General features: G+C 62.5%; 21 protein-coding genes. 12 read left to right on the forward strand and 9 right to left on the reverse strand.

The features are described 5' to 3' along the window. Positions 1 to 2 precede the first annotated feature (2 nt). From ACIPK7_RS06335 to ACIPK7_RS06345, 3 genes are all read right to left on the reverse strand, one after another. Positions 3 to 1,994 carry a phage terminase large subunit family protein gene (locus ACIPK7_RS06335; RefSeq protein ID WP_401086492.1) on the reverse strand — a complete coding sequence of 664 codons (1,992 nt, stop codon included), beginning with the start codon at positions 1,992 to 1,994 and terminating at the stop codon, positions 3 to 5. Positions 1,995 to 1,998: 4 nt separating this feature from the next. Then, the gene (locus tag ACIPK7_RS06340) at positions 1,999 to 2,577 is read right to left on the reverse strand and encodes a terminase small subunit (RefSeq protein WP_401086495.1); all 579 of its coding nucleotides are present in this window, start codon (positions 2,575 to 2,577) and stop codon (positions 1,999 to 2,001) included. Positions 2,578 to 2,727: 150 nt separating this feature from the next. Further along, positions 2,728 to 3,075: a phage holin family protein gene (locus ACIPK7_RS06345; protein WP_401086498.1), complete on the reverse strand. Its 348-nt coding sequence runs from the start codon at positions 3,073 to 3,075 to the stop codon at positions 2,728 to 2,730. Between the two features lie 80 nt (positions 3,076 to 3,155). Here ACIPK7_RS06345 and ACIPK7_RS06350 point away from each other — a divergent pair, with 80 nt between their 5' ends. Continuing rightward, entirely contained in the window at positions 3,156 to 3,548 is a 393-nt protein-coding gene (locus ACIPK7_RS06350; RefSeq protein ID WP_401086501.1) for a hypothetical protein, read from the forward strand. Positions 3,549 to 3,723: 175 nt separating this feature from the next. On the opposite strand, the gene ACIPK7_RS06355 is transcribed toward ACIPK7_RS06350, so the two are convergent. The 6 genes from ACIPK7_RS06355 to ACIPK7_RS06380 form a co-directional block, all read right to left on the reverse strand. Beyond that, positions 3,724 to 4,083: a hypothetical protein gene (locus ACIPK7_RS06355; RefSeq protein ID WP_401086504.1), complete on the reverse strand. Its 360-nt coding sequence runs from the start codon at positions 4,081 to 4,083 to the stop codon at positions 3,724 to 3,726. An 11-nt stretch (positions 4,084 to 4,094) separates the two neighbouring features. Next, on the reverse strand, positions 4,095 to 4,472 hold the full coding sequence (locus ACIPK7_RS06360) for a hypothetical protein (RefSeq protein WP_401086506.1): 378 nt from the start codon (positions 4,470 to 4,472) through the stop codon (positions 4,095 to 4,097). A gap of 255 nt (positions 4,473 to 4,727) precedes the next feature. Further along, on the reverse strand, positions 4,728 to 7,256 hold the full coding sequence (locus ACIPK7_RS06365; RefSeq protein WP_401086509.1) for a bifunctional DNA primase/polymerase: 2,529 nt from the start codon (positions 7,254 to 7,256) through the stop codon (positions 4,728 to 4,730). After that, positions 7,247 to 7,477: a TraR/DksA C4-type zinc finger protein gene (locus ACIPK7_RS06370; RefSeq protein ID WP_401086512.1), complete on the reverse strand. Its 231-nt coding sequence runs from the start codon at positions 7,475 to 7,477 to the stop codon at positions 7,247 to 7,249. Before ACIPK7_RS06370 ends, ACIPK7_RS06365 begins: the two co-directional genes overlap by 10 nt. Further along, a complete protein-coding gene (locus ACIPK7_RS06375) occupies positions 7,470 to 7,976 on the reverse strand; it encodes a phage regulatory CII family protein (RefSeq protein ID WP_401086515.1) in 507 nt (168 codons plus the stop codon). The genes ACIPK7_RS06370 and ACIPK7_RS06375 overlap by 8 nt, the downstream gene beginning before the upstream one ends. Before the next feature lie 299 nt (positions 7,977 to 8,275). Beyond that, complete coding sequence (locus tag ACIPK7_RS06380; protein WP_401086518.1) at positions 8,276 to 8,467, reverse strand: transcriptional regulator; 192 nt, start codon at positions 8,465 to 8,467, stop codon at positions 8,276 to 8,278. A 143-nt stretch (positions 8,468 to 8,610) separates the two neighbouring features. On the opposite strand from ACIPK7_RS06380, the gene ACIPK7_RS06385 reads away from it, so the two are divergent. The 11 genes from ACIPK7_RS06385 to ACIPK7_RS06435 all read left to right on the forward strand — a co-directional run bounded on the left by ACIPK7_RS06385 (position 8,611) and on the right by ACIPK7_RS06435 (position 13,840). Further along, on the forward strand, positions 8,611 to 9,216 hold the full coding sequence (locus tag ACIPK7_RS06385; protein WP_401086521.1) for an XRE family transcriptional regulator: 606 nt from the start codon (positions 8,611 to 8,613) through the stop codon (positions 9,214 to 9,216). A gap of 116 nt (positions 9,217 to 9,332) precedes the next feature. Next, positions 9,333 to 9,500, forward strand: a complete 168-nt coding sequence (locus tag ACIPK7_RS06390; RefSeq protein WP_401086524.1) for a hypothetical protein — start codon at positions 9,333 to 9,335, stop codon at positions 9,498 to 9,500. Then, a complete protein-coding gene (locus ACIPK7_RS06395) occupies positions 9,497 to 9,796 on the forward strand; it encodes a hypothetical protein (protein WP_401086527.1) in 300 nt (99 codons plus the stop codon). The genes ACIPK7_RS06390 and ACIPK7_RS06395 overlap by 4 nt, the downstream gene beginning before the upstream one ends. Next, a complete protein-coding gene (locus ACIPK7_RS06400) occupies positions 9,793 to 10,365 on the forward strand; it encodes a hypothetical protein (protein ID WP_401086529.1) in 573 nt (190 codons plus the stop codon). Before ACIPK7_RS06395 ends, ACIPK7_RS06400 begins: the two co-directional genes overlap by 4 nt. A 2-nt stretch (positions 10,366 to 10,367) precedes the next feature. Continuing rightward, positions 10,368 to 10,667, forward strand: coding sequence for a DNA-binding protein (locus tag ACIPK7_RS06405; RefSeq protein WP_401086532.1), 300 nt, complete (start codon positions 10,368 to 10,370; stop codon positions 10,665 to 10,667). Next, positions 10,664 to 11,044, forward strand: coding sequence for a pyocin activator PrtN family protein (locus ACIPK7_RS06410; RefSeq protein WP_401086534.1), 381 nt, complete (start codon positions 10,664 to 10,666; stop codon positions 11,042 to 11,044). Before ACIPK7_RS06405 ends, ACIPK7_RS06410 begins: the two co-directional genes overlap by 4 nt. Positions 11,045 to 11,052: 8 nt before the next feature. Then, positions 11,053 to 11,721, forward strand: coding sequence for a hypothetical protein (locus tag ACIPK7_RS06415; RefSeq protein ID WP_401086537.1), 669 nt, complete (start codon positions 11,053 to 11,055; stop codon positions 11,719 to 11,721). After that, positions 11,718 to 11,936 carry a hypothetical protein gene (locus ACIPK7_RS06420; RefSeq protein ID WP_401086539.1) on the forward strand — a complete coding sequence of 73 codons (219 nt, stop codon included), beginning with the start codon at positions 11,718 to 11,720 and terminating at the stop codon, positions 11,934 to 11,936. The genes ACIPK7_RS06415 and ACIPK7_RS06420 overlap by 4 nt, the downstream gene beginning before the upstream one ends. Then, entirely contained in the window at positions 11,933 to 12,460 is a 528-nt protein-coding gene (locus ACIPK7_RS06425) for a hypothetical protein (RefSeq protein WP_401086542.1), read from the forward strand. The genes ACIPK7_RS06420 and ACIPK7_RS06425 overlap by 4 nt, the downstream gene beginning before the upstream one ends. A gap of 55 nt (positions 12,461 to 12,515) precedes the next feature. Next, the gene (locus ACIPK7_RS06430; RefSeq protein WP_401086545.1) at positions 12,516 to 12,770 is read left to right on the forward strand and encodes a DUF4224 domain-containing protein; all 255 of its coding nucleotides are present in this window, start codon (positions 12,516 to 12,518) and stop codon (positions 12,768 to 12,770) included. Next, complete coding sequence (locus ACIPK7_RS06435) at positions 12,770 to 13,840, forward strand: integrase (RefSeq protein WP_401086548.1); 1,071 nt, start codon at positions 12,770 to 12,772, stop codon at positions 13,838 to 13,840. The genes ACIPK7_RS06430 and ACIPK7_RS06435 overlap by 1 nt, the downstream gene beginning before the upstream one ends. The last annotated feature ends 53 nt before the right edge of the window (positions 13,841 to 13,893 follow it).

Here is a 13,893-nt window from a genome sequence, read left to right on the forward strand (position 1 = left end):
GGTCAGCGTCTCTTAAGGTAGCCACTGCGGGAGCTGCGCCGGGTGGGCGCGACTTGGTGCAGGGGCTGGGGTTGTGGTGTGGCCGGGCGGGCTGGGGCCGGGCTGGGAGGCTCTTGCTCAACGGGTTCGGGGACCGGCGCGGGCGGTGCCTGCTCGAGCAGGTCGCTTTGCCTGAAAGCGTTGGCGACCTGTTCCCATTGGTGTTGCTGGTAACGGTGGATGCCCAGGTAATGGGCCATGGCCAGGTTGTAAACCTGCAGGTCGAGCGCTTCGTTACGCTCGGCCTTGCCCTTGACCCACTCGACACGCTTGTGGCCCTTGATGTAGCGGGCGACCTTGCGTTCAGCCACGCACTGGGGGAAGAAATCGTCGGGCAAGTCGCGGGCGAAGTGCAGCGCGCCGGGGCCGCTGTCGAGGCTGTAGCGGTTGTAAATCCAGTCCTTGGCGGTGTCGGTGCCGACGATCCAGAGCTCGGCGCCGTTGCGTTCGACCTGGCCGCGCCATGTGACATCCACCCGCGAGGGGCGCTGGGCGATGACGGGGCGCCCCGGCTTGCTCGCGCCCTTGACGGCGAAGACATTGCGCCAGCGGCGGACGCGGCAGAACTGGTAGACCTCGTCGGTGTGGTGGCCGCCGGAGTCCACCGCGGTGGCCAGGATGGGCAGCGATGGCCCGGCGGGGTGCAGGTATCGAGCCTGCAGGCGCTCATCGAGGGCGGCCCAGGTGCGGGCGTCGGCGGGGTCGCCCATGATGACTTGATGATCGACCACCCAACGTTCCATGCCGATGCCCCAGGCGATCACCATGAGTTCCAGGCGGTTGCCCTGGACGTCCACAGCGGCGGTGAGCATCAGCGCGCCAACGGGCAGCGTGCCGAGGACATAGGTTTCCGCCCTCGCCCGGGCCATCAGTACGGCGGCCTTGGTTTGCTCCTGGGCGCTGTCCCAGACTTCGGCCAGACGGGTGTTGAAGAACACCTGCATGGGCTCCAGGTCTCCCCTGCTCTGCGCCAGCAATGCCTTGTCGTACTGCTTGGCCAGAGCCGTCCAGCTGACCCAGCCGAGGGGCGCGTACAAGGCGTTGAGGTGGAAGCCGACGGTCTCGCCGTCGCCCTTGGCGTGGGCGCGCCATTCCCCGGCGGCGAGCATGGCGGCCTTGTGGTGCTCCTCGATCATGCAACCGCAATCGGGGTTGCTGCATTGATACTGGACGAGCTGGTAGCCGTCATCCCATTTGAGGTTGGCCCACTCCAGGATCTGCATGAAGCCGCAGTGCGAGCACGGCACGTAGTAGTGACGTTGGTCGCTGGTCTCGAAAAGGTCGGCGATGCGGCTCGCGCCCTTGATGGTGGGCGAGCTGGAGAAATACACCTTGGCGTTGCGACCGAAGGTGGATGCGCGCGTTTCAGCCAGTTCAATGGGGTCGCCTTCGTTGTCGACGTCGACGTCCCATCGGTCCACCTCGTCGCCGTAGATGAAGCGCGCGGCCAGCTCGGCGAGGTTGGCGGCAGATCCGGCGGTGGTGGCGAACAGGGCGCCGCCTTCGAATTCCTTGGTGTCCATCGTATTGCGCGAGTCGCGCGAACGCGGGGCCGCCACCCTCTCCCGCAGGACCGGTGTGGCCTTGATGGTCTTGTCCAGGCGGGCGGAGACGCGCTTGGCCAGGTTGAGGCTGGGCAGCAGCATGAGGATGTTGGCCGGCGCCATGTGGATGCAGCCGCCGATCCAGTTGAGGGCGATCTGCGTCTTCATCAGCTGCGAAGCGACCATGGTCACGACACGGCGGCACGGGTGCGCCGGCGAGAGGCATTGCATGGGCTCGCGGGCGTAGGGCGTGCGATCGGTTCGGTACGGGCCGGGCTCGGCAGCGCCGGTGTCGCGCGGGATGCGCATGTATTCGTCGGCCCACTGGTCAATCCAGAGGGCGGGGTCGGGCTCGAGGCCGCGGGCGTACGCCTGGCGGTACGCTGCGGCACCGTCGGCGTAGTGCTGCATGGGTTCAACTCGTGTCGATGGGGGCGCCGCCGTCGGCGGCGATCATGCGGGCAGCGTCGGTCAGGGTGCGGCGCAGGCTCTCGGTGAGCACGCGCTCGACCTCCCAGGGGTCGGCCAGGGCTGCCAGCTCGGGGGCGATCTGCTTGGGCAGGCCCAGGACCAGGTCGCGGGTGGTGCGGGCAGAGGTAAAGGCGCCGGCGTCGACGGCATCCTTCTCGACCAGCTGGCCGCGTTGCTTTCGGAATTCGTCCTCGGCCAGCTGGCCCAGGTAGAACTCGCGGTGCGCGCGGGCCTTTTGAAAGTCGTGGACGCCGGGGGGGGCTGGCTCCGCTGCCGGCAACGGTGGCGCGTCGGGCGCCAGGTGGTCTGTCACGCCGTTCTGCACGCGGTTGGATTCGTGCCGGGCGGTCACGCCGGCCTTGCTGGGGTCGGCGGTCTGCTTCAGCAGCGCGTCGGTGGCCACGGCGTCGACGTGTTTGCCGTCGGGGGCCAGAACAAGTCGGTGCTCGCGCGCCAGCTTGGAAACGTAGGAGCGGGACCACCCGCGGCTGTCCGCGTACTCGGACTTGCGCATTAGTGTCATCGAGGGCACCTGTTAACCGGAATGAACTGGCCGGGTGAACCAGTTAACCGCAGTTCACTAACTCTCAAACCCAGCCACTAGCACGAAATCGCGGGTCTGAACGCCCGTATCCAGCGAACGCCACAGGGTCCCCGACGGATCGAAACCGCCCTAGGTATCAGTCGATTTATCGCGTGCCTGTGAGTCGCAGACGTCCAGCCGTTTTGCGGCCCAGCGCTCATACAACCCACTCGCCACATCCGCCCCCATTGTGGCGACAACGAACCCAACCGCGGCGGCAGCAAGGACATGAGCGCCAGCAACCCACACCAGGAGCATTGTCGAGAGTCCAAAGATCATCGATGCTCCGGCCCGTAATACGATGCGATGCACCATGTTCCACCCGCTGAGGCCGGCCTTGTCTGCACGCCACATCTCCCCCGCAAAACCGGCAACGATTGACATGATGACGACCGCCCAAAGGGGCATTTCTGATAGCGTTTGCTGCTGATCTGTCACAAGGAGCTCCTAGAACAAAAAACTAACCAGCGGAGCGCGATGTCACGCTAACATCACGCGATTAATGGGAGATATATGCGATGGGTTTTGGGGAATGGATCGGTTTGGCGGGGATCTTGGTCAGTGTCGTTTTAGGGACCATCAACTTCTTCGGACAAAGCAGGGAAAGCCGAAACGAGGCAAAGGCCTTCTTCTTGACGCTATACGGCCACGTCGGCTGGACCGCTTTACGGATTGTTGCCACAGCATTCCCGATGACGCTGCTCTACTTCGCGGCCAAAGATGTTTGGAGCTTCACCATTAGCACAGCCCCCATAACGCGGCTCGAAATAACCAGGCTGGCAGTTAATGTCGTCATCTCGGCCTACTACCTCGCTGTATCCATAATTTTTCTTGTTCTGTGGGTCTCGCTGCATCGAAAGAAGCAGAATCCACTGCTACGCAAAACAGAAAACGAAACAGCCCAGCAATAGCTGGGCTGTTTCATAGGGTCGCGAAAGGAATTCAACACTCGGGCACACCGCTCACACCGTGCCTGCTTTGTACCCCCCGATTCTCAAAACACCAAGGTTCATCCCCGAATATCCCTGAATCCATTTCCCAGCCCCTTGATCCGCAAGGGTTTCGCATTTCTTCATCCCTGAACGCTCACGCAGCGCGGCGCATCATCATCCCCTGCAGCTGCCCCTGCGCCTCATGGAGACGGCGGTAGAACGTCGCCCTGGAGCACCGACAGTGCGCCCACTTCTGGTACTCCATGCTCTGCCGGTTCAGGTAATGCTCCCGCACCACCCGCTCCAGCTTATGCGGCAACAGATGGCGGTTCATGATCATCTCGATTTCCGCCGCCTGCCCCACCAGCACGCTACTCCCGCGACCAGCACCACGGATCAGCTCCCCGCCCGTATCCATCAGCAGCGCAATCACATTCCCACCGCCCGCAGATTCCGGGCGATACAGCCCAGGACCATGGAACTCATACGCCCAGACCTGCAGCAATTCGTCCATGGCTCGGATCATTACGCGTACTCCCGGTTACGGCGCACAGCCTCCAGCTCCTTCTCCAGAGCCTTGGCCCTGCGAACTACCGGCTCCAGCAATCGCATCATCATCAGATAGTCCGGAAGGCTGTCACCCGCCAGCACGATGTCCATCGAGCAAAGCTCATCCAGAACCCAAACGTATGCAGTGCCTGGGAGATCCTTGCGCTCGCGCAAGCCCGGGCCAAGGCGCCGGAAAACAATGTATGCGCTAGAGACTTCATCATGCGGAATGAACCCCGCCTTCAGCAGCGCGTTCTCAACCGACCCGCACTTATCCCAATCAGCGTGAAAAACCTCATCGATCTGCTCAGCAACGCGAACCAGCTCGGCCTGTTTCACTTCGTAAACTGCCATTTCGTTTCACTCCTGCTCAAAATCAATACTGTCGGACTTCAGTCGGAAAGCTGTCGGAACAGCTTTTTCTTTATAAAACAGATGGTTAATACCTATTTCCGACTATCCGACAGGTAAAATCATAAAATCTTGCGTGTATATGCACGCCCGCACGTGGGAACTAGTCGGAAAGTCTGTCGGAACGACGGAACACACACCGCACTAGGCGTGCAGGCTGTCGGACGAGCGTCGGAAGTCTGTCGGACTGTCGGAACATCAGGCGAAGGCTCCCGCGGGCGGCAAAGTACGCCGCTCGAAGTGCGCCCCGAACTTGCGGCACTCAAGCCCCGCATGCGACGCAAACCTCTTCCCCAGCTCCTTCCTGCGGGCAGCGAACTCCTTCGTCACATACATCCGCGTCGTACGGCACTCATCCTTGTCCGAGGGATAGCGGATATCGTGCCGGTCGCGCGCAAGATCGCGCGCCACCTCCTGATGGAAGTCCCGTTCTCGTCGCTTGAACTCATTCGCCCCCTCACACCATCGCGTGAAGGCTTGCCACAGATCCGCCTGCGTCACCGCACCCGTCAGCGGGAAGTCGGTTTCACCAGCCAACCAGCGCCGCACGAAGTACCGAGGCGCGGCCAAGCTCCCATCGATGAGGCCCTGCTTCTCCTCGTTCAGAGGAGGCTTCACGTGCGGATCAAACCCAGTCAGATCCAGGTCCATCAGGTACTGATAGAACGCCTCGACCCCACCGCTCCCGATCTCCACGAACAGTTCGCGGAAGTAGTCCGGCGGCAGCACACGGTCCACATACAGCACCAGATAACGCCGATCCCCGTTGTCCAAGGCCAGCGGCACCGTCGAGTTCGACAGGAACACGAAATTCAGGTGATTGCTCTCCTCCCGAACCGGCATGTTCTTCTCGTTCACCTGCAACGTCTCGCCCGTCACCAGGTGCTTCAAAACCCCCTTGTAGTGGCGCATCTCCTCACGGCTCACCACCTCCTCGGCCAGCGCGAAAAGCTTCTGGCTCTGCCACCCCGTGAACTGGCTCTCAAGCTGCGCCTGCCCGATAACCGTCGCGTACTTCCCATAGATCCGCCGAACCACCTTCTCCCAAATCACACTCTTACCCGGCCCCTCCTCGCCGAACATCACCACCGCCGTATCCATCTTCGCGCCAGGAAACTGCAGCGGGTACGCAATCCACTTGAGCAAAAACCAATACTCCTCGGCCCGCTCACCGCAGAGCATGTAAAGGTGACTGCGGATCAACTTACAGCCCTCCTCCCCACGCGCGTCTGGCTCCATCTGGAAGCCATCGAACAGGTTCAGCACCAGCTCCCCACAGCGTCGCGTCGGATCAAACACCACATCCTGCGCCATGCGTCGAAGCTCGTTCTCCTGCCACCACTTGTAGCGCGTACGCCCTACCGCCTCGCGGATCGCCGTCAACTTGATCATCTTCGAACGCTTCGCGTCCCACGCCACATCCGAGCCGTAGATGACCACGAAGTCCTCAATCAGCTCCTGCTCAGTGATGCGAAAGCCCCCCACGCCCCCGAGTGGGTGTGCAGAGCCGCCATCATCGTCAGGCGGCGCGCTCACAGGCGGAGGGGCATCGGGAGGAGGAGCCGGCGGCGCACCAGGTCGGGACGCATTCGTCCCCGGCTCCGGCGGCGGTCGCTCCCGACCAGGCCGAGCTATCCCCAACAACCGCGCCGCCGCCCTCACCGCCGCATTGTGGTCACCGCCGTGATCGAGGATCCGGAACACATCGAAGGCGTCATTACGGTGACCGTTGCACAGAGGGTCACTGCCGTGGTGCGAAAACACAGTGCCCTCCACAATCGTGATGCCGGCAATCCCCGACGTACTACCAGGGCAAAGCCACTTCATCCCCTTACGTTCGTACCCGCGTGCCTCCAGCAGCTGCTCCACGTCGTGCGCACGATTGAACGCATCAACCGGGGACTCGCCCTCGCCTGCTGCTGGCTTCGGCCGCTTCACCGGCTTCGCCTTCATCGGCGCCGACGGCTTCACCGCCCACTCGCAGCACGCCAACCCGTCGCGCTTCACGATGTCCCAGTTCTGCCACCCCCGCAGCAGATCCACCGGCAGCTCCGGGATCGGCCCAACCTCCGGCAGCGGCGTGCGCCAGGTATACGGCTGGCCCGTATCCGGGTGGATCGAAGGCGGCAACACGTCCTGCACATCCCCCGCGCGCAGCTCCAGCACCGTAAACGGCGCGACCGCCTTCACCTCGGCCTGCGCCGCCTCCATCTCAGCCAGCGCCTCGGATTCCGCTGGCCCGTCGCTCGTCTTCCGCGCCACCTCCGCGCGCTTCTTCGCCGACGCCTTCCGCTGATTCGCCGCCCTGAACTTCGAGCCGTCCGGATCCTCGCGGTTCGGCCAGGTCAGCTTATGCGCCCCCAGCTCCACGCCCTCAGGTACACGGAACATCAGCCGGCAGCGCGCCGGGTTGCCAACCACAGTCGGGAAATGCAACTGCAGCGCATCGAGGTCAACGCCCAGCACCTCCCACAGCACCTGTCGCGCTGCCGGCACGTCGTCCACGTCCAGGGAGCACACCCCAGACGGCGCCAACACCACACCTAGGTTATGCGTCGGGTGCTCGGTCCAGAACTGCCCCGCCGCCTCTGCATCGGTGAAATACCCGCCCGGCTTGTTCCAGCCGTACCCGGTCGGCCCCTTGTTGCCCGGTGGAATCATCACCGGGGCCAGCCCGAAGTCACGTATATACCGGCATGCCGCCTCAGCGATTGGCGTCAGGCGCACTTCCGCACCTCCACCAGCTCCTTAATGGACTGACAGTCGATGCACCGTGTACAACCCCGCACAGCTTCCCGGCGGGCCTCGGGAATCGGTACCCCACAGTCACCACAACATTCGTAGGAAATTGACACCGCAATTTCCTCTATACGTTGCAGTCGGTTGTTCTGCGCAATCTCCTGATAGACCAGCTCATCCGCCAGCGCACGGTCAGCAGCGTCAACCATGGATCAGGCCTCCCTGCAGATCGCCCGGCAGAGCCTGGCGCCCACCGCACACCGCACGCCACACATCCAGCGCCGCACGGATCAACCGCGCCGCCACCGCCTGCGGCGTCTGCTCAGGCAACTGCCGCCCAATGCGCCGCATCGGCATTCCCGCATAGGCCGCCAGCGCAGCCGCACCGTGCAGCAGCTCAGCCAAACTCGCCAACAATGGCGGCGCCTTAGCATCGCCCACATACACAGCAAACGAATCGCCCAATGTCCCGTGCAGCGCGTCCAGCACAATGCGCCGCCCCTCCGGCGACACGTAGTCCAGGAAGTCGAGCAGTTCAGGGAGATTCAGCGCGGGAGAGTCGTGAGGGTTGAACTTGTGGGCCAGCGTCGAGGCATTGCGCCCCGTAGCTCGGGCGAACCCGGAAATCCCATTCCGACAGTGCGCCGGATTTCTCGCAACCGCATGTAATGCACGGTATAGAGCTATAGTATCGTGGCATTTTGACATGGCAACTTAACCCATATATTGCCGCCACACGCGCAATTTATGGGATAAAGTGCGCCCGTGACTGGCTGACCCTAGTCACCGTCAGCGGCCTGTTCGTGGTGAATTACCCGCTGACGATTGTTGTGACTGGGGGAGCCTCCAGGCCTCCCCAGCCATGACAGCCGAGGTTCTTGTGGTGAGAACCCGGCGACCCGGCGCCATCCGTGGCGTCGGTCGGAGGGAGGGGCGACACGCGTGGTGGCGGTCGCCCTTCCCAGTTCCGTCAGCCCGTGGTGGTGGCTGACGGTGTTGCTTCACCGTCAAGCGGCGGCGTTGTCCTGCTGCGCGGCGTCCGGGGGGAACACATCATCGAGCGAACACGCAACACCGCGAGCGTTAAGGGCAGCAACGATCGCCCGGCAATCGGCAAGAGTTGGCGGTGTACGACCCGTCTCGATGCGACAGAGCCGCGTAGCTTCCCAGCCCAAATCCAGCGTCAGCGTCTTCTGCATGATTCGCCGCCTAGCTCGGAATTCGGTAATCCGGTTCATGGGGAAACAATCCTCAGGTTGATCTGTAGCGCCGTGGCGGGCGCTTCGAGGCAACCATACAACAAATTACATAACGTTCAAATATGGGATTTGAATATTTTCCAATGAATACACTCGGCGACCGCATTCGAATCCTCCGCAAACAGCTCGATCTGGATCAGAAGCAGCTCGCGGCACTATGCGGCTGGAACAATAACGGCCAGGTGCGGATTAGCAGCTACGAGCGCAACCGCACTCGACCGAGTCTCAGTGATCTTGAAACCCTTGCTGCTGCACTTCGCACAACCAGGGCGCAACTCATCGGAGACGACCCTGAAGCCGAAGCGGACGATGGCGCGCGCATCCCGCCGCTTCAACCAAACGGCGCAACGGTCTACATCAGCCGCGACGAGTTAGCCGAGATGGGCCTCGTGGAAACTGCTCTACGTGGGCATATCTGCGACGATGGAGGCATGGGAGCGACTCTGCCGCAGGGAAACAGATTCCTAATCGACACGTCGCAAACATCGGTCGAATCCAACGGTGTTTACGCGTTTCGCCATGACGACAGAATCGTTTGTCGGCGACTCGTACGCACCTTGACTCAAGGGTGGATGATTCGTTGCGACAGCACTGAAAAACTGATGTTTCCGGACGAACTAATCTCTGCGGCTGCCCTTGAGAATCTCGACATTCTCGGCCGTGTCGTCTGGCAGAGCGGGCGCCTCTAGCTGTGTGAATTCTCCTACCGGAAATGGGGAAGCCTCTTCATAATATGATTTGTATTGCATAAAATTATTGTGGATGTATCTTAATTCCTGTTCACACCACGAACAGGAGCACCACAATGTCTATCGCCACCATCCACCTGCTGCCCACGGCGCGGAACACCAACCGGATTTTCGAGATCCGCCGCCTCGCCCAAGCCGCCGGCTGTCAATTCATCCCTAATCGCAAGACCGCACCCAGCGCGCCCACCACCGCGCCCAGCCCGTTCACCGGGGGTGCAGCATGAACCCCGAAACCCTGGCACTCGCCCTACAAATCGTCAGCACCGCGCTGCAGATCAACCTCCAAGGAACATGGCGCGCAAGTGTCGATTTCGTCGCATTCAACGACCAGAGCGTTCACGTGTCGCTGTATCCGGCACACACGGACTTTGAGCTTCCCGTCAGGCAGTGGCCCTCACCGAATCATCGCGGCGTGGTACTTGCTGCGACAGACGACGGAAAATCCTCTGAAAGACTTCAAGCACTAGCCGATTGGCTGCGCGGATTCCTCACCGTTACCCCCGAGGAGGCCGCAGCATGACCCCCTATCTCGCCCTTACCCGCCTGTCTCGCGAGCGGCTGCAGCAACAGGCCGGGCTTTCCGGTGTTTTCCATCACCTCCTGTCAAACGGCGCCGGCCTGGCGATCCAAGCCGTGGTCACGATCGAACAATGCGAGCGCGCCGCAGAGGTCAACATCACCATCGGCGACCGCAACTGCAGCGTCACGCTCGACAACCGGACCCGCGACAACCACCACCGGATCGAGCGTTTCATTACTGCCGAAGCCAACGGCTTCACGCCATCCGGCGTACCGGAAATCGGCGAAGACGAACTGGTCAGCAGCATGGAAAGCACCCTGCGCCACGCCCTGCAGCTCGGACGCGGCACGCACTACCTGCCCGTCGATGACCTTGATATTGCCCTGTCGCTGCGCCGCAGCCGGCTCGGCTTCGACTGCAAGCTGGACGGCCACGGCGCGACCGTGCATTTCCGCCTGCAGCTGGACCGCCGCCGGGCCTATTCGCGACTGTTCGAGACGGCCTCTCAGTTCGTCCAGGGCGTGCGCCTTGCGGGCGATGTCGAGCTGGCAACCGCTGCAGGATTCTGACCATGGCCGGCCTGACTCTGCAGATGGCAGCCCACCGCCTCGGCATGCGCCGCGGCGAGCTGGTCAGCGCGATGCGTCGCGCTGGCCTGCTCGATCACCACGACTACCCGCTACGCCCCGAACGCGACGGCGCCCACCTCTATACGCACCAGGGCACCTACAGCACGCCTTACACCGGCACTCGATCCAGCTACAGCACCCGTGTGAAAGCCAGCTCCCTGCGCTGGCTCGCCGAGAAGATCGGCCGCCAGCTGCCCATGCCTGAGGCACAACCCGACCGGCGACTGGCAGGTGACCCATGACTACCGCCCGCCAGCGCCCGGAATTTCCACCATCCGCCCCGCCGGCCAAGCCCGGCGGACAACAGCCGAACCTGCGCCTCCTGCCAACACCACGCCCCAACCTCGTGGAACTGCTGTTCCGTGTGTTCGGCGACGTGCTCGTACCGGCGGAGCAGGTGCGGGTCCACTACTTCCGCAACCTCAACGGCGAGAGCTTCGAGAAGGCGCTGGCCAGCGGCCGGATAGCCCTACCGATCACCACGCTGGACCCTTCCCGCAAGGGCCTGCAGTACATCGAAATTCACCAACTGGCCGTCTTCATCGACCTACGCACGCACGTAGCAGACGACGAACTGGCCCGCCGGCTCGCCACCACCGAGCCCACCAAAAAGGAGTAACACACCCCATGGCACACCACCAGATAGTCGCCCTGCTCGTGATCATTGCCGGCGTCGTCATCGTCGGCCTGATCGCCTACTTCAACGGCTGCCACGAAGGCGAACGCCGCGGCAACGTCAAGGCAGCCATTTTCGCTGACAAGCTATTGGCACTGGAGGCTGAACTGGAGCGCGAACAGAACGCCTGCGAGCAGTTGGAGCTCACAGCCGAGCAACACCGCGCGCAACTACAGCGCCTAGCCGTAGACGCCGGCACAGCTGCCGACCAGCTGGCGGAATCAGAGCGGCGGCGCCGGGAACTGGACGACGAGAATGAGCGCCTTCAGGCATCTCTCGCAGCCGAGCGCGGCCAGGTCGATGACATGGAACAGGCGCTGAACTGCCAGGCCGAACAACTCGCCGATTTCAGCCGCGACAACGCTTCAGCCGCAGCCGCACTCGAAGAGACTGCCGCCCTGCTCAACATCGCCGAAGCTCGCTCGCTAAGGGTCGCCGACCTCCCCCAACTGCAACACGCCGCCCGCCAGCTCGGCCAGCAGGCTGCACAGTTCCGCCGCACCGGTTCGCAGAAAACCAACCACGCCGACCTTGCCGCCACCTACCTGCTGGACCTGATCGCCCGCCTACAACCAATCCAGCAGCAGAGCGAGGAGCCCTCGCCAAGGCAGGCCGCGTGACCCGCGTCCGGCCCGTGCGACTCAGCCCCGAGGATGCCGGCCTGCTGCAACACCACTACCAGGCAGCAACCCGCCAGCTAGCCGACTTGCAACGCTTCGACCGCGCCATGGAGGCGCGGTTACTCCAACACATCGACGCACCCACCCTTCACCAGCTCAAACGCGAAACCCGCGACCAGCTGCTGGCCCAGGATTTGGAGAACGAACTGACATGATCCTCCTCGCATTCTGCTTGGTGCAGAAACAGATAACTATGACCGCGATTTCCGAGAAATCGGGCGAGCTTGTACTTGCTGTCGCGCTCAGAGTCGGACATCTGCAATGCCTGCTACTGATGCGCGTCGTATTGAATTTCTCTGTCGCGACCTCCCCAACCTCGCGCAATTCGCGTGGCAGTTGCATTGCTGAGCCCCTCGACGGCATCCAGACAATGACAACAACGGAACAAGTCATGACAACGCTCGTAACTATCGTGGAACCACCCAGCGCATCCGCCCGCCAATGCACCGACCAGGAATTGGCGCATGCCACCGCACGGGAACTGCTCATAGCCCAGCGCTTCATCTGCACCTTCGACAGCTCGGACCGAATCACCCTGACCCAACTGCCCGCCGGCCCGCTCTATCACCCCGCCGACATCCCCGCCGCCATAGCAGCAGGAGCGCTACCGCGCGACCTGCTGCAGGACATCTTTGCAGCCGCATCAGCTCGCCTCGGCATTCCAGGGAGCGAGCCATGACAAACGTACCGGACCGAGCCAACCCCAGGATTAAGCACAAGCGGCAGGACGCGCCATGAACACCCAATCCACCCGCGAGCCCGTTTCGGAGTTCCTGACAGAGGCAGAGCTGAAAGCTTTGGTCGGCCGGGAACTCAAAGGCCTGCAGATCAAGTGGCTGAAGGATCACCACTGGATCTACGAGATCAACGCTGCCGGCCGACCCGTCGTCGGCCGGATCTATGCCCGAATGAAGCTGGCCGGCGTAAAGCCCACCAGCTCGGCCGCTGTACAGGAGCCGTGGCAGCTCGACCTGAGTAAGGTCAGCTGATGGGCCGCCCACGCAAGCCGGAGAACCGCGAACTCCCCTACCGTATGCTCAAGCGTGTCCGCACGTTGAAATCAGGTAAGGAATGGATCGGTTATTACTTCCTCGGGCGCAACGACGAGGGGAAGCGCAAGGAAATTCCCCTCGGCACCGACTACGGCGAGGCCCTGCAGGAGTGGGCCCGCCTTTCCCGCTCGACCGCGCCGAAGGTCATCAGATACATGTCGGAGCTGTTCGACCGGTACGAACGGGAAATCATCCCCACCAAGGCGCCGCGCACGCAGAGCGACAACTGGGCCGAGCTGAAGCAGCTGCGCAAATCCTTCGACAATGCACCGATCGACGCCATCACCCCCCAGGTGATCGCCCAGTATCGAGACGCACGGACGGCAAAAACACGCGGCAATCGCGAGATTGCCCTCCTTTCCCACATCTTCACCATGGCTCGGGAATGGGGCTACTACGACGGCGCCAACCCCTGCGCCGGGGTACGTCGTAATAAAGAGCGCCCGCGGAGCTTTTATGCGGGCAACGATGTTTGGTCAGCCGTATACGCGTACGCCTGCCAGGAACTGCGTGACAGCATGGATATGGCCTATTTGGCGGGCCAACGGCCTGCCGACACACTGAAAGTGTCGAAAGGCGACCTGACCGACGACTACCTGCTCGTTGCCCAGGGCAAGACCACAAAGAAACTGCGGATACGCCTTCACATCGACGGCGAGCGCACCGGCCTCGGCCGATTCGTTGATGACCTGCTGGAGCGCCGCAAGCTCGCCGGCATCTCCAGCTCGACGCTAATCACCAACCCCGGAGGCCTGCGCTTGAGCTATCGCATGCTGAACAACCGCTGGAACGATGCCCGTGACGCAGCGATAAAAGCCGCTAAAGAAGCCGGCGACCAGCCGCTGGCAGCGAGGATCAAGGCGTTCGTGTTCAGCGACATACGGCCGAAAGCTGCGAGCGAGATCGAGGACATCGGCGACGCCAGCAAGCTGCTGGGGCACACCAAAGAAGAGATCACGAAGAAGGTGTACCGCCGCGTCGGCGAAGTAGTCAAACCGACTCGGTGACCCGGCGGCAGAAGGAGGAGTTTCGGAAACGATCCCGAAATAACGGAAATGAT

It is taken from the genome of Pseudomonas sp. NPDC086581 (assembly GCF_044746165.1).
Classification (GTDB): Bacteria; Pseudomonadota; Gammaproteobacteria; order Pseudomonadales; family Pseudomonadaceae; genus Pseudomonas.

Bases quoted from the DNA above. Each gene is read 5' to 3' on its own strand.
- ACIPK7_RS06335 (WP_401086492.1), bottom strand. From the start codon at position 1,994: ATGCAGCACTACGCCGACGGTGCCGCAGCGTACCGCCAGGCGTACGCC.
- ACIPK7_RS06340 (WP_401086495.1), bottom strand. From the start codon at position 2,577: ATGACACTAATGCGCAAGTCCGAGTACGCGGACAGCCGCGGGTGGTCC.
- ACIPK7_RS06350 (WP_401086501.1), top strand. From the start codon at position 3,156: ATGGGTTTTGGGGAATGGATCGGTTTGGCGGGGATCTTGGTCAGTGTC.
- ACIPK7_RS06355 (WP_401086504.1), bottom strand. From the start codon at position 4,083: ATGGACGAATTGCTGCAGGTCTGGGCGTATGAGTTCCATGGTCCTGGG.
- ACIPK7_RS06360 (WP_401086506.1), bottom strand. From the start codon at position 4,472: ATGGCAGTTTACGAAGTGAAACAGGCCGAGCTGGTTCGCGTTGCTGAG.
- ACIPK7_RS06370 (WP_401086512.1), bottom strand. From the start codon at position 7,477: ATGGTTGACGCTGCTGACCGTGCGCTGGCGGATGAGCTGGTCTATCAG.
- ACIPK7_RS06375 (WP_401086515.1), bottom strand. From the start codon at position 7,976: ATGTCAAAATGCCACGATACTATAGCTCTATACCGTGCATTACATGCG.
- ACIPK7_RS06380 (WP_401086518.1), bottom strand. From the start codon at position 8,467: ATGCAGAAGACGCTGACGCTGGATTTGGGCTGGGAAGCTACGCGGCTC.
- ACIPK7_RS06385 (WP_401086521.1), top strand. From the start codon at position 8,611: ATGAATACACTCGGCGACCGCATTCGAATCCTCCGCAAACAGCTCGAT.
- ACIPK7_RS06390 (WP_401086524.1), top strand. From the start codon at position 9,333: ATGTCTATCGCCACCATCCACCTGCTGCCCACGGCGCGGAACACCAAC.
- ACIPK7_RS06395 (WP_401086527.1), top strand. From the start codon at position 9,497: ATGAACCCCGAAACCCTGGCACTCGCCCTACAAATCGTCAGCACCGCG.
- ACIPK7_RS06400 (WP_401086529.1), top strand. From the start codon at position 9,793: ATGACCCCCTATCTCGCCCTTACCCGCCTGTCTCGCGAGCGGCTGCAG.
- ACIPK7_RS06405 (WP_401086532.1), top strand. From the start codon at position 10,368: ATGGCCGGCCTGACTCTGCAGATGGCAGCCCACCGCCTCGGCATGCGC.
- ACIPK7_RS06410 (WP_401086534.1), top strand. From the start codon at position 10,664: ATGACTACCGCCCGCCAGCGCCCGGAATTTCCACCATCCGCCCCGCCG.
- ACIPK7_RS06415 (WP_401086537.1), top strand. From the start codon at position 11,053: ATGGCACACCACCAGATAGTCGCCCTGCTCGTGATCATTGCCGGCGTC.
- ACIPK7_RS06425 (WP_401086542.1), top strand. From the start codon at position 11,933: ATGATCCTCCTCGCATTCTGCTTGGTGCAGAAACAGATAACTATGACC.
- ACIPK7_RS06430 (WP_401086545.1), top strand. From the start codon at position 12,516: ATGAACACCCAATCCACCCGCGAGCCCGTTTCGGAGTTCCTGACAGAG.
- ACIPK7_RS06435 (WP_401086548.1), top strand. From the start codon at position 12,770: ATGGGCCGCCCACGCAAGCCGGAGAACCGCGAACTCCCCTACCGTATG.